The sequence below is a fragment of the Pseudomonas sp. CBS genome, assembly GCF_024734645.1.
Taxonomy (GTDB): domain Bacteria; phylum Pseudomonadota; class Gammaproteobacteria; order Pseudomonadales; family Pseudomonadaceae; genus Aquipseudomonas.
The window spans coordinates 2,385,122-2,399,133 of sequence record NZ_CP102929.1 but is presented as its reverse complement, the minus strand read 5'-3'; the positions used below and the strand labels follow the sequence as shown (position 1 = coordinate 2,399,133).

At 58.1% G+C, this 14,012-nt stretch carries 8 protein-coding genes; 6 read left to right on the top strand and 2 right to left on the bottom strand.

Annotated features, from left to right (window positions below; translation table 11 throughout):
- Positions 1-213: 213 nt before the first annotated feature.
- The 6 genes from NVB75_RS10590 (at position 214) to brnQ (ending at position 9,850) form a co-directional block, all read left to right on the top strand.
- Positions 214-3,045, top strand: a complete 2,832-nt coding sequence (locus NVB75_RS10590; RefSeq protein ID WP_003210570.1) for a 2-oxoglutarate dehydrogenase E1 component — start codon at positions 214-216, stop codon at positions 3,043-3,045.
- A gap of 44 nt (positions 3,046-3,089) precedes the next feature.
- Positions 3,090-4,325: a 2-oxoglutarate dehydrogenase complex dihydrolipoyllysine-residue succinyltransferase gene (gene odhB, locus NVB75_RS10585; protein WP_017477530.1), complete on the top strand. Its 1,236-nt coding sequence runs from the start codon at positions 3,090-3,092 to the stop codon at positions 4,323-4,325.
- 95 nt (positions 4,326-4,420) lie between these two features.
- Complete coding sequence (lpdA, locus tag NVB75_RS10580; protein ID WP_258347111.1) at positions 4,421-5,857, top strand: dihydrolipoyl dehydrogenase; 1,437 nt, start codon at positions 4,421-4,423, stop codon at positions 5,855-5,857.
- Positions 5,858-6,071: 214 nt separating this feature from the next.
- Positions 6,072-7,238: an ADP-forming succinate--CoA ligase subunit beta gene (gene sucC / locus NVB75_RS10575; protein WP_003210567.1), complete on the top strand. Its 1,167-nt coding sequence runs from the start codon at positions 6,072-6,074 to the stop codon at positions 7,236-7,238.
- Positions 7,238-8,119: a succinate--CoA ligase subunit alpha gene (gene sucD, locus NVB75_RS10570; RefSeq protein WP_003210566.1), complete on the top strand. Its 882-nt coding sequence runs from the start codon at positions 7,238-7,240 to the stop codon at positions 8,117-8,119. Before sucC ends, sucD begins: the two co-directional genes overlap by 1 nt.
- A 417-nt stretch (positions 8,120-8,536) precedes the next feature.
- Positions 8,537-9,850, top strand: coding sequence for a branched-chain amino acid transport system II carrier protein (brnQ, locus tag NVB75_RS10565; protein ID WP_258347109.1), 1,314 nt, complete (start codon positions 8,537-8,539; stop codon positions 9,848-9,850).
- Between the two features lie 87 nt (positions 9,851-9,937).
- Here brnQ and NVB75_RS10560 read toward each other — a convergent pair whose 3' ends face one another.
- Together NVB75_RS10560 and NVB75_RS10555 are read right to left on the bottom strand one after the other, a co-directional pair.
- Entirely contained in the window at positions 9,938-13,345 is a 3,408-nt protein-coding gene (locus NVB75_RS10560; RefSeq protein WP_258347108.1) for a dermonecrotic toxin domain-containing protein, read from the bottom strand.
- A gap of 371 nt (positions 13,346-13,716) precedes the next feature.
- The gene (locus NVB75_RS10555) at positions 13,717-13,959 is read right to left on the bottom strand and encodes a hypothetical protein (protein ID WP_017477534.1); all 243 of its coding nucleotides are present in this window, start codon (positions 13,957-13,959) and stop codon (positions 13,717-13,719) included.
- Positions 13,960-14,012: the final 53 nt, after the last annotated feature.

Sequence of the window (14,012 nt, the reverse complement as noted above, 5' to 3'; positions counted from 1 at the left end):
CAGGCTTCAACCGGCGCCGTAGTTTTAACTTGAGCAGCGACTTACAAAGACGCGGCTCTTATTTTGAAGAAATGAGACAAGCAGGGGCATTCGGGTTGGTACCCGAACTATCAGCGTGATCCTAAGTGGCTTGTTTTGGTCGCTGCACTTGGCCTTTTGCAAGCAAACTCGGTGTTTTCGCCGGTGGTGTCCCCAAATCGAGGGTGACCAAGCATGCAAGAAAGCGTGATGCAGCGCATGTGGAACAGCGGCTATCTTTCAGGTGGTAACGCTGCCTATGTGGAAGAGCTTTATGAGCTCTACCTGCACGACCCTAACGCTGTGCCAGAAGAATGGCGCACCAAATTTCAGACGTTGTCTTCAGACGGCAACGCTGCCACCGATGTATCGCACGCAACAATTCGCGATCAGTTCGTGCTGCTGGCAAAGAACCAGCGCCGCGCCCAGCCGGTTTCTGCCGCAAGCGTGAGCAGTGAGCACGAGAAGAAGCAAGTTGAAGTATTGCGACTGATCCAGGCCTACCGTATGCGTGGCCACCAGGCAGCCCAGCTTGACCCGCTGGGGCTGTGGCAGCGTCCTGCACCTGCAGACCTGTCGATCAATCATTACGGCTTGACCAATGCCGATCTTGATACGACCTTCCGTGCCGGCGACCTGTTCATCGGCAAAGAGGAAGCGAGCCTACGCGAAATTCACGAAGCGTTGCAGCAGACATATTGCCGCACCATCGGTGCCGAATTTACGCACATCACTGATTCCGAGCAGCGCCACTGGTTCCAGCACCGCCTTGAAGGCGTGCGTGGTCGCCCGGTGCTGTCTGCGGACGTCAAGAGCCACTTGCTCGAGCGCGTCACTGCAGCGGAAGGCCTGGAAAAATACCTGGGCACCAAATACCCGGGCACCAAGCGTTTCGGCCTGGAAGGCGGCGAAAGCCTGATCCCGATGCTCGACGAGCTGATCCAGCGTTCCGGTTCCTACGGCACCAAGGAAATCGTGATCGGCATGGCCCACCGTGGCCGCTTGAACGTACTGGTCAACACCTTCGGCAAGAACCCGCGTGAGCTGTTCGACGAGTTCGAAGGCAAGAAGAAGGTCGAGCTGGGTTCCGGTGACGTTAAATATCACCAGGGCTTCTCGTCCAACGTAATGACCACCGGCGGTGAAGTTCACCTGGCCATGGCGTTCAACCCATCCCACCTGGAAATCGTTTCTCCAGTGGTCGAGGGGTCGGTACGTGCGCGCCAGGATCGTCGTAACGATTCCACCGGTGAGAAGGTCCTGCCGATTTCCATCCACGGTGACGCGGCATTCGCCGGTCAGGGCGTGGTCCTGGAAACCTTCCAGATGTCGCAGACTCGCGGCTTCAAGACTGGCGGTACGGTTCACATCGTCATCAACAACCAGGTGGGCTTCACCATCAGCAACCCGCTGGACGCGCGCTCTACCGAGTACGCGACCGACGTTGCCAAGATGATCCAGGCGCCGATCCTCCATGTGAATGGTGATGATCCGGAAGCCGTGTTGTTCGTGACCCAGTTGGCCATCGATTACCGCATGCAGTTCAAGCGTGACGTGGTCATCGACCTGGTCTGCTACCGTCGTCGCGGTCACAACGAAGCGGATGAGCCTAGCGGCACCCAACCGTTGATGTACCAGCAAATCACCAAGCAGCGCACCACCCGTGAGCTGTATGCCGATAGCCTGATCAAGGCCGGCGTGGTGGACGATGCACGTGTTCAGGCGAAGATCGATGAATACCGCAACGCGCTGGACAACGGCCTGCATGTCGTAAAAAGCCTGGTTAAAGAGCCGAACAAAGAGCTGTTCGTTGACTGGCGTCCGTACCTGGGCCACGCCTGGACGGCGCGTCACGACACCTCGTTCGATCTGAAAACCCTGCAGGAACTGTCGGCCAAGCTGCTGGAAATCCCAGACGGTTTCGTCGTACAGCGCCAGGTTGCGAAGATCTACGAAGACCGTCAGAAGATGCAAGCCGGCGGCCTGCCGATCAACTGGGGTTACGCTGAAACCATGGCGTACGCGACCCTGGCGTTCGAAGGTCACCCGATTCGCATGACCGGCCAGGACATCGGCCGCGGTACGTTCTCGCACCGTCACGCTGTGTTGCACAACCAGAAAGACGCGGGCACCTACATCCCGTTGCAGAACCTGTACGAAGGCCAGCCACGTTTCGACCTGTACGATTCGTTCCTGTCCGAAGAAGCCGTACTGGCGTTCGAATACGGTTACTCGACCACCACGCCTCAGGCGCTGGTAATCTGGGAAGCCCAGTTCGGCGACTTCGCCAACGGTGCCCAGGTGGTTATCGACCAGTTCATCACCAGCGGCGAGCACAAGTGGGGCCGTCTGTGCGGTCTGACCATGCTGCTGCCACACGGTTATGAAGGTCAGGGTCCGGAGCACTCCTCGGCCCGTCTGGAGCGTTACCTGCAATTGTGCGCCGAGCACAACATCCAGGTGTGCGTGCCGACTACCCCGGCCCAGATCTACCACTTGCTGCGTCGCCAGGTGATCCGCCCGCTGCGCAAGCCGCTGGTAGTGCTCACCCCGAAATCGCTGTTGCGTCATAAATTGGCCATCTCGACCCTGGAAGATCTGGCGGATGGTTCGTTCCAGACCGTTATTTCAGAAATCGACACCCTGGACGCGGCCAAGGTCACTCGCCTGATCCTGTGCAGCGGCAAGGTTTACTACGACTTGCTGGAAAAACGCCGTGCCGAAGGCCGCGAAGACATCGCCATCGTGCGGATCGAGCAGCTTTACCCGTTCCCGGAAGACGACCTGATGGAGGCCATCGCGCCTTACACCAACCTCACCAACGTGGTGTGGTGTCAGGAAGAACCGATGAACCAGGGCGCTTGGTACAGCAGTCAGCATCATCTGCGTCGCAGCATCGGCAACCACAAACAGGCCCTGGGCCTGGAGTACGCCGGTCGTGATGCTTCTGCTGCACCTGCGTGTGGTTATGCGTCGATGCACGCCGAACAGCAGGAAAAACTGCTGCAAGATGCTTTCACTGTTTAACGCCTTCGCGCTGACTGAAACCGAATTTTAAGGACCCACAGATAATGGCTATCGAAATCAAAGCCCCGTCATTCCCGGAATCGGTTGCCGATGGCACCGTTGCCACCTGGCACAAGAAACCAGGCGAGGCCGTCAAGCGTGACGACCTGATCGTCGACATCGAAACCGACAAGGTCGTGCTCGAAGTGTTGGCTGAAGCTGACGGCGTGCTGGGCGCAATCGTTGCCGAAGAAGGCGCTACCGTTCTGTCGAACCAGGTTCTGGGCTCGATCGAAGAGGGCGGCGCTGCTGCCGCTGCTCCTGCTGCCGCCGCTCCTGCACCGGCCGCTGCTGCTGCCGCAGCTCCAGCTGCTGCACCGGCTGCGGGCGGCGAAGATCCAATCGCTGCACCGGCTGCACGCCAGCTGGCTGACGAAAACGGCATCAACCTGGCTTCCATCAAGGGCACCGGCAAAGACGGCCGTGTGACCAAGGAAGACGTGGTTGCCGCTGTTGAAGCCAAGAAAAACGCTCCAGCCGCCGCACCTGCCAAGGCTGCTGCCCCGGCTGCCGCTGCTCCTGTGTTCGCCGCTGGCGACCGCACCGAGAAGCGCGTACCGATGACCCGCGTGCGTGCCACCGTGGCCAAGCGCCTGGTTGAAGCACAATCGAACATGGCGATGCTGACCACGTTCAACGAAGTCGACATGACCGAAGTCATGGCCCTGCGTTCGAAGTACAAGGATCTGTTCGAGAAGTCCCACAACGGCGTGCGCCTGGGCTTCATGTCGTTCTTCGTGAAAGCGGCCACCGAAGCGCTGAAACGCTTCCCGGCAGTCAACGCTTCCATCGACGGCGGCGACATCGTTTACCACGGTTATGCTGACGTCGGCGTTGCCGTATCCAGCGACCGTGGCCTGGTGGTACCGGTTCTGCGTAACGCCGAACTGATGAGCCTGGCTGAGATCGAAGGCGGCATTGCCAACTTCGGCAAGAAAGCCCGTGACGGCAAGCTGACCATCGACGAGATGACCGGTGGTACCTTCACGATCACTAACGGTGGTACTTTCGGTTCGATGATGTCGACTCCGATCGTCAACCCGCCACAAGCTGCGATCCTGGGCATGCACAACATTCTGCAGCGTCCTATGGCGATCAACGGCCAAGTGGTTATCCGCCCGATGATGTACCTGGCGCTGTCGTACGATCACCGCCTGATCGATGGTAAAGAAGCCGTGACTTTCCTGGTGACCATCAAGAACCTGCTGGAAGACCCGGCTCGTCTGCTGCTGGATATCTGATAAAGCGGCGGTGCGCCGTACCACCCGGTCTGCCGCAAGGCAGGCCGGAGTGCGGCTCACGGCTTGAAGCTTTTAGCTAAAGAGGATTTTTTTTCATGTCGCAGAAATTTGACGTTGTAGTGATTGGCGCAGGCCCTGGCGGCTACGTTGCCGCCATCAAGGCCGCACAACTGGGCCTCTCGACTGCTTGCATCGAAAAATATACCGACAAGGAAGGCAAACTGGCGCTGGGCGGTACTTGCCTGAACGTTGGTTGCATTCCTTCCAAGGCGCTGCTGGACAGCTCCTGGAAATTCCACGAGGCGCAAGACGGTTTTGCCATCCACGGCATCAACCACGCTGGCGTGACCATGGACGTGCCAGCAATGGTCGGCCGCAAGGCCAACATCGTTAAAGGCCTGACTTCCGGTGTTGCAACCCTGTTCAAGGCCAACGGCGTAACTTCCCTGCAAGGTCACGGCAAACTGCTGGTCGGCAAGAAAGTTGAAATCACCAAGCCTGACGGTTCGGTAGAAGTCATCGAAGCCGAGAACGTGATCCTGGCTCCAGGTTCGCGTCCAATCGACATTCCACCGGCTCCAGTTGACCAGAACGTGATCGTCGATTCGACCGGCGCTCTGGAATTCCAATCGGTTCCAAAACGTCTGGGCGTGATCGGCGCTGGCGTGATCGGCCTGGAACTGGGTTCGGTCTGGTCCCGTCTGGGTTCCGAAGTGACCGTGCTGGAAGCCCTGGATACGTTCCTGCTGGCTGCCGACACCGCAGTGTCCAAAGAAGCGTTGAAAACCCTGACCAAACAAGGTCTGGACATCAAGTTGGGCGCTCGCGTTACCGGTTCCAAGGTTAACGGCGAAGAAGTCGTCGTGACGTACACCGACAAGGATGGCGAAAAAACCATCACTTTCGACAAGCTGATCGTAGCCGTTGGTCGCCGTCCAGTGACCACTGATCTGCTGGCTTCCGACAGCGGCGTGAACATCGACGAGCGTGGTTTCATCCACGTTGACGATCACTGCGCTACCACCGTGCCGGGCGTGTATGCCATTGGCGACGTGGTTCGCGGCATGATGCTGGCGCACAAGGCTTCCGAAGAAGGCATCATGGTTGTCGAGCGCATCAAGGGTCACAAGACCCAGATGAACTACGACCTGATCCCGTCTGTTATCTACACCCACCCGGAAATTGCATGGGTCGGCAAGAACGAACAGCAGTTGAAAGCTGAAGGCGTTGAAGTTAACGTCGGCACCTTCCCGTTTGCCGCTTCTGGCCGTGCCATGGCAGCCAACGACACCGGTGGTTTTGTCAAAGTCATCGCTGATGCCAAGACTGACCGCGTATTGGGCGTCCACGTGATTGGCCCAGGCGCAGCAGAACTGGTTCAGCAAGGCGCAATCGGTATGGAATTCGGCACCAGCGCCGAAGACATCGGCATGATGGTTTTCTCCCATCCAACCCTGTCTGAAGCGCTGCACGAAGCCGCGTTGGCAGTGAATGGCCATGCCATCCACATCGCCAACAAGAAGAAGCGCTAAGCGAGATAATAAGAAACCACGGCGGTTGCCCGTCGTGAGCCTTGTGCGCAAGACTCACCGCGGAATATCCGCTGGACGCAGTCTTGCGCAGTTTCACCACCCAGGGTTCAGGCCTTTGGTGGTTTGACTGTGCAAGCAGCAGTCACAGGTGGCGCGGCACTCAATAAAGAGCGCAGCGCCGAATGCGCAGTACCTAACGAAGACGGTAATAAGCATGAATCTTCACGAGTATCAGGGTAAGCAGCTGTTCGCTGAATACGGCCTGCCAGTATCCAAGGGTTACGCAGTAGACACCCCGGAAGCAGCAGCAGAAGCTTGCGACAAAATCGGCGGCACCGAGTGGGTTGTAAAAGCCCAGGTTCACGCTGGTGGTCGCGGTAAAGCGGGCGGCGTTAAGCTGGTTCGCAGCAAAGAAGACGCCAAAGCCTTCGCTCAGCAGTGGCTGGGCAAGCGTCTGGTGACTTACCAGACTGATGCCAATGGCCAGCCAGTCACCAAGATCCTGGTTGAATCGTGCACTGATATCGCTAAAGAGCTGTACCTGGGCGCTGTCGTTGACCGTTCGAGCCGTCGCATCGTGTTCATGGCCTCCACCGAAGGTGGCGTGGACATTGAGAAGATCGCCGAAGAAACCCCAGAAAAAATTCTGAAAGCCACTATCGATCCACTGGTTGGCGCTCAGCCATTCCAGGGTCGCGAGCTGGCGTTCCAGTTGGGTCTGGAAGGCAAGCAAGTTGCCCAGTTCGCCAAGATCTTCGTAGGTCTGGCCAAACTGTTCCAGGATCACGATCTGGCCCTGCTGGAAGTGAACCCGCTGGTGATCAAGGCTGACGGCGATCTGCACTGCCTCGACGCCAAGATCAACATCGACGCCAACGCCATGTACCGTCAGCCTAAGCTGAAGACTTTCCACGATCCGTCGCAAGACGATCCGCGCGAAGCGCACGCTGCCAAGTTCGAACTGAACTACGTAGCCCTGGAAGGTAACATCGGTTGCATGGTCAACGGTGCTGGCCTGGCCATGGGTACCATGGACATCGTCAACCTGCATGGCGGCAAACCAGCCAACTTCCTCGACGTAGGCGGCGGTGCCACCAAAGAACGCGTTACCGAAGCGTTCAAGATCATTCTGTCCGACTCCAACGTCGCTGCAGTACTGGTCAACATCTTCGGCGGCATCGTTCGTTGCGACATGATTGCCGAAGGCATCATCGGTGCAGTGAAAGAAGTCGGCGTTAAAATCCCGGTTGTTGTGCGCCTTGAAGGTAACAACGCTGAACTGGGCGCTAAAGTACTGGCAGAAAGCGGTTTGAACATCATCGCTGCTACCAGCCTGACCGACGCTGCTCAACAAGTCGTCAAAGCTGCGGAGGGCAAATAATGAGCGTCCTGATCAATAAAGACACCAAGGTTATCTGCCAGGGTATTACCGGTTCGCAAGGTAGTTTCCACACCCAGCAAGCCATCGAATACGGCACCAAGATGGTCGGTGGCGTTACGCCTGGTAAAGGCGGCACCGAGCACCTGGGTCTGCCAGTGTTCAACACCGTGAAAGATGCTGTAGCTGCCACTGGCGCCACCGCCAGCGTGATCTACGTTCCAGCTCCTTTCTGCAAGGACTCCATCCTGGAAGCAGCATTCGGCGGCATCAAGCTGATCGTTTGCATCACCGAAGGCATTCCTACCCTGGACATGCTGGACGCTAAAGTTAAGTGCGACGAGCTGGGCGTAGTCCTGATCGGCCCTAACTGCCCAGGCGTGATCACTCCAGGCGAATGCAAGATCGGCATCATGCCAGGTCACATTCACTTGCCAGGTAAAGTCGGTATCGTTTCCCGTTCCGGCACCCTGACCTACGAAGCTGTCAAGCAGACTACTGACGCCGGTTTCGGTCAGTCGACTTGCGTCGGCATCGGCGGTGACCCGATCCCGGGTTCGAACTTCATCGACATCCTGAAGCTGTTCCAGGAAGACCCGAAGACCGAAGCGATCGTAATGATCGGTGAGATCGGCGGTTCGGCTGAAGAAGAAGCGGCTGCCTACATCAAGGCACACGTGACCAAGCCGGTTGTTTCCTACATCGCTGGTGTGACTGCCCCTGCTGGCAAGCGCATGGGCCATGCTGGCGCAATCATCTCTGGCGGCAAGGGCACTGCAGACGAGAAGTTTGCTGCCCTGGAAGACGCAGGCGTTAAAACCGTGCGTTCGCTGGCAGACATCGGCAAGGCTTTGTCCGAGCTGACCGGTTGGGCTGTCAAGTAAGCCTCGCGCTTAACTGACGCTTCACCCCACAAAGGCCACCTTCGGGTGGCCTTTGTGCATTCTGCAGTTCGATGGAGATCAACTTGTGGGAGCGGGCTTGCTCGCGAAAGCGGTGTGTCAGTCAGCTCATGAGTGGCTGATACACCGCTTTCGCGAGCAAGCCCGCTCCCACATTCCATCGCATTTCAAAATTTAAATATAAAAACGCGACATAAAAATGTCGCTTATCGGACAGTTCGCCCCGCAACAGTGCGTTTGACCCGCAAATTCGTTAGGCTAGCCGCCTCTTTATGCGTACGCATCCCAAAAGGAAGCCTCGCGCCAGACCGGTCGGTCCCCATCAGGACCGGCAGTATTTCCCTCATCCATAGGGAAGCCCTCTCTAAATTCCGATTCAGTAGTGTGGTATTTCCTCAAATGAAAGTGTTGAAAAGCCAGGACATCCTGGCGTTGGGCTTTATGACCTTTGCCCTGTTCGTGGGCGCCGGCAACATCATCTTCCCGCCTATCGTCGGTTTGCAGTCCGGGCCTCATGTCTGGATGGCGGCGCTGGGCTTCCTGATCACCGCCGTCGGTTTGCCGGTGATCACCGTTGTTGCCCTGGCCAAGGTCGGTGGCGGCATGGACGCGTTGAGCAGCCCGATCGGCAAGATCGCCGGTGGCTTGCTGGCAGCGGCGGCCTACCTGGCAGTCGGCCCGTTGTTTGCTACCCCGCGAACCGCGACCGTGTCGTTTGAAGTGGGCCTGGCGCCCCTGACCGGTGAAAGCCCGCTGGCGCTGTTCCTCTACAGCTCGGTGTACTTCCTGTTGGTGTTCTTCATCTCCCTGTACCCAGGCCGTCTGCTGGATACGGTTGGTCGCTTCCTGGCACCGTTGAAGATCATCGCCCTGGCCGTATTGGGCATTGCCGCCTTTGCCTTGCCGGCAGGTGATGTGGGTGTTGCCACTCCTGAATACGTGACTGCACCGTTCTCCCAAGGCTTTATCAATGGTTACCTGACCATGGATACCCTTGGCGCTCTGGTGTTCGGCATCGTGATCGTCAACGCGATTCGCTCCCGTGGCGTCGAGTCGCCGAAGCTGATCACCCGCTACGCGATCATTGCCGGGCTGATTGCCGGCGTGGGCCTGGCGCTGGTGTACATCAGCCTGTTCCGCCTGGGTTCGGGCAGCCATGAAGTGGCCGCCGGTGCTGCCAACGGCGCGGCCGTATTGCACGCTTACGTCCAGCACACTTTCGGCTCCCTGGGCAGCGGCTTCCTCGCCGTGCTGATTTCCCTGGCGTGCCTGGTGACCGCCGTAGGCCTGACCTGCGCCTGCGCCGAGTACTTCAGCCGTGTGTTGCCGCTGTCCTACAAGACTCTGGTAGTGATCCTGGCGGTGTTCTCGCTGTTTGTGTCCAACCTGGGCCTGACCAAGTTGATCGCGTTCTCGATCCCGGTACTCACCGCGATCTACCCGCCGTGCATCGTGCTGGTGGCCCTGAGCTTCTGTAAGGACTTCTGGCAGGAACAGGGCCGGATCGTCGGCCCGGTGATGCTGGTGTCGTTCATCTTCGGCTGCATTGACGCGCTGAAGGGCGCTGGTCTGGCGGACTGGATGCCATCGCAACTGGCTCACCTGCCGCTGAGCGAGCAGGGCCTGGCGTGGCTGGTGCCTTCGGTGATGACCCTGGTGGTGGCTGTGGTGGTTGACCGCGTGCTGGGCAAGCGCAGCGAAGCGATCGCTTAAAGCTTTCGGTCTACGCGGTAATCGAAAAGCCCCGGATCAAATGCTCCGGGGCTTTTTTATGCGCGTAGTCAGGACAAGCTGCCTGTTTCAGGGGATCGGCAACATGCTCTTTGTCGAATCCACGCCCAGGTTCTTCAAATATTCCTGGGCAGGCTTCAAATCGTTTTGTTTAGGTAGATAGTGTCCAGATACATTGGAAAGGTGGATTTTCCCCATGATGTCTTTCCTGATGTAGCCTGCGCTGACCACCTGTCCTGATTGACCACTGCCGGCACCGATTTCCGCGATGGCAGGATGGGATAACCATTTTGGCGGTGCATCTTTGTCGATGTTGCCGACGATCAATCGCTTGTCTTGGGTGAACACGAACTTGCTGACGGTATTGGGTTTCGATACCACGTTCAGGTCCTCCGGCTTTGTGATCGACACCAGTTCCGCTCGAGGAGCCCTGGGGTTCAATGCCGCGCCGGCCAGGTGTTTCTCGGCATTCAGGTCACGAGCTTTGGTATTGACCAGCACGGGATGTGGTTTTTGCCCCGACGGCGTTGATTGCCGACTACCGGAGTTGGACGTGCTGCTCGCGCCTGAGTTATCGGTGTAACGGATCAACCCGTTTTTACCGACTTGCTGTGGCCCGGTGGCGTTCAGCGGTTTTCCTGCCTGTAGTTGATTATCCAGCGCATGCGCGACTAGATTCCCACGGTTCAATGGCTGTGGGGGGCGGGCCGGGTTTGGCAACGGGGTAGGGAGGCTGGAGGGGCGCCCCGCCGAGAGTGACGTACTCGGAGCCGGCGAGACGGGACGGCTTGGCCCAGTAGCTTTGCCAGCCGCGGTTGGCAGGCGCTGTTGAGGTGCGTGCGCAGGCGCTCTGAACACCGGGCGTAACGGTGTTCTTCTAAGCAATGGAAGGCCTGCCGCGGCCATGGAAAAGTCCGAATAGACGGCGCCCCATTGGCCTGGCTGGGTGAGTAGCTTAGGCAAGCTTCGCTCGGGAGCGCGCAAGGCCTTCAAGGCGGCCTTTGAGAGCCTGCTGACGGCGGACAGTCCTTTGGTGACAGGGATCAAGTCCAGTACCAGCATGGCCACCTCACCGGCAAATATCAGCTGGTTGGTGGCGCTTTGGGCCGCTACTTCAGTGCTCGTGATGAATTGGGCACCGGCTTTGGCGGCCACCAAGGCCACGTTTTGCGCGTAGAGATGGTCGCCGATGGAGCCTTTGATCGGTTTGAGCGCGATACCGGCTTCATGGTCGACTGCCAGCTGCTTCAGAATCCTGTTGACCGGGTGTATGAAGAGTTTGTCGTGAATCGAGTACTTATCTGCAGGTGAAACCCGCTGGTCCATATAGGTTTGCCACTCAGGTTTGGCCAGCAGAGTGTCCAGTTGGCCCTGGCCGACTATTTCCCTGAAGGGACGTCCGTCGGGGGCGTCGGGGCTGTATAGCACCAACGATGGATGGTCGGCCGGCTTGATGACCAGCATGCCTTGAACCGGTTTTCCATCCCTTGCGACACGGTGGGAGATGATGGAGGACCCATTCACAACCGGCCATGTGGTGGAATCGGCATGCGCTATCGATGCGTTGATCCACTGCTCGGCGATTTTTTGCCTGTTCAGATAGGCATCCGGATCGAGGGATGTCAAAAAAGCGTCCTTGGCCAGCCTCGCCTGTTGGTTATGCTTCCAAGCGTTGCGCAACGCCGCAGCTTCTCCCGATGGGGCGCTCGGGTCCAGCTTTTCACCGAGCAGCCTCAGGTATTTGCCACCCACATCGGCTGGCTTGATCAGCTCCTCAATCCATTGCGTATCCAGGGTCACGCGTTTTCCGTCAGCGCCGACCAAGTGTGCTTCCCAGGTTGTTTTGGCGGACAGCAGTGAGACGCCAGAGTCCCAGGCCGAGGTGTTCCGCAGGGCCAGGTCGGTCAGCGATACCAGTTCGGTGGTAGGCGGTAAAGGGATACGGGGCAACACAATTTGACGAAGGTTTATGGATTTTTCTGTCGTGACCCGGACCATCAGTTTGTCGGGGTCGACGTCATCCTTCGGGTAGCGCTTTTGCAGTTTGTCTTTCAGTGCCTGGCGCAGCAGCTTTTTTGCAAAATCTCCCAGGGAGGGCAGTTTCTCCAGCAGCGGTTGCAGGCGGGAGAAACTGGTCTGCTCCGCCTGCTCAAGCTCCCGGTAGCGGGCTTCCTGCTCCGGGGTCAGTTCTTTTAGCCATTGCGGCTGGCGTTGTTCCATTAGCTTTTCGTTGCGTGCGAGCATCGCATTGCTGCCATCAAATTGCAGCGACAGGTCGGCGGCGTCATTGATGCCCGTGGCGATTGCGGGATCCAGCAAATTCCCGGTGCCATATTTGCCGGGCTCGGCGGTGAAGGCGAACTGTAGTGTTTCCTTGACCTCATCTGCCTGACGCTTCAGCAACAAGGGCAGTGCCTGGGCCACCACGTCTCCCGATACCGGCGCGAACCCCAGCATCAAGTCGTCGCCCCATTGTGGATTGCGACTGTGCTGCACCGACAGCGGCAAGCTTTTGAGCAGTGCGTTTGCTTTCTCATCATCACCGTTGATCCTGCGTAACAAGGCTTCACGGGCGTCAGCCGGGGTCGCGAACTCCTCGAAACCGTCGCAGGGGGTGTAAAGCACAACGGGCCCGTTAGGCGCATCGAGCCCTATATTTCGGATGTCCGTTGCTGAGTAGGGCGCTTCAGCCGACGATCCGTCTTTGCGGGTGATAAGGAAGCAGCCGGCTAGCAGGGCCCCATTGGGGCTATTGTCATCAATCCTGATGGGGTACACCCCGGGGCGACTGCCTGATGCAAATGCAGCTTCGCGTGCTGCGAGGGTGGGGTACTGAAACGCCGCGTCAATCAGCTGTTTGCCGGGGTGGCTGAGTGTCCCGTCTTCAACGCGTAGCGCCGCCTCGGTGGAAAGCATCTGCCGGTGCAAGGCCAGCAACTGTTCTTGTCGTGGGGCTTGGGAGCCGGGGCCTGAGGGTGGTTTTTTCCAATAGCTGCTGAGCGCGATGGGAAGCCGGGTCGCAATATTTTGGGCGATCGTGAGCAATGAACCATGGGGTTCGAGCTTGCGCTGAGCACCACCGTCTGGTGCATCAACGTAAAAGGCGGCCTCAACTTCTTTGTCACGCGAACCGGTGAGCGCGTTCAGGTTCACTTCCATGATCTTGTCAAACAGTGCCTGGGACAGCGTTTGTGTCGACGTCAGGATGCGCTCTGCGCCGGGCTTTTGACCGTAGGTTTTGACGTGAATGGAATTCGGATCAATTGAGTCGAGCTCGGGAAAGGCTTTTTTCAACTGGACCTGGATAAATCGATGAAATGTTGTCTGGTGGCTTAGCAGGTCAGTGATTTGTTTGTTCAGTTTCCGGTGCTGATCAATCAATTGGGATTGGGCGGTGACGGTGGCGGGGCGGTTGGTATTCGCGACGACCGGCGTTATGCCGCGCACTGTGGGGGTGACGAAATCATTGTGATTCAAGCCCGTTGTATGAGGCTGCGTAATGTGTCGCGCGGGCGGCCGAGCGGGCGCCGTTGGTTTGTGGGTGGGTGGCGGGGCAAGGAGTGGGGTGGAGGCCGGGCTGGAGAGTTTGGAGGGCGGGAGCATGAGGGTTCTATCTCTGACGTAGCATGGTGTTCCCTTCTATTCCAGCGATGGCGGAGCTCCGTACCTTCGGGGCGTCCATTGAGTGATTCAAAGTGTGGGGCTGGTTCCTCGGGCCAATTGAGGCTTAGTCCAACCTTTTGCACTTTACTGCGCGGATAAAAACAGCAGGCAAAGTAAAGCCCGCACTTGGCGGGCTTTACTTTGCAACATGGGCTTTTCAAGCCACGGTGTTCAAGTCGTCAGACTCAAGAACCGGTTGCAGGTGCTGCTTCTTTTGCAGCGGCTTCGTTCGATTCGGCCTGAGCTTTGGCAGCATCGGCGTTTTCTTTCGCAGCGTCATTCACTTTATCCTGAGCCTTCGCCATGTCTTTCTGAGCTTGCTCAGAATGTGCCGCGGCATCTTGGGCTTTGTCTTCGGATTTCTTGTCGCAGGCAGCCAGACCGAGGGCAGCGGCCAGCATCATGGAAATAGCTAAAGTCTTGCGCATGGGGTGTTTCTCCTTATTGAAGATATCTACTGGCCTTTCGAGCATAGGGGTTC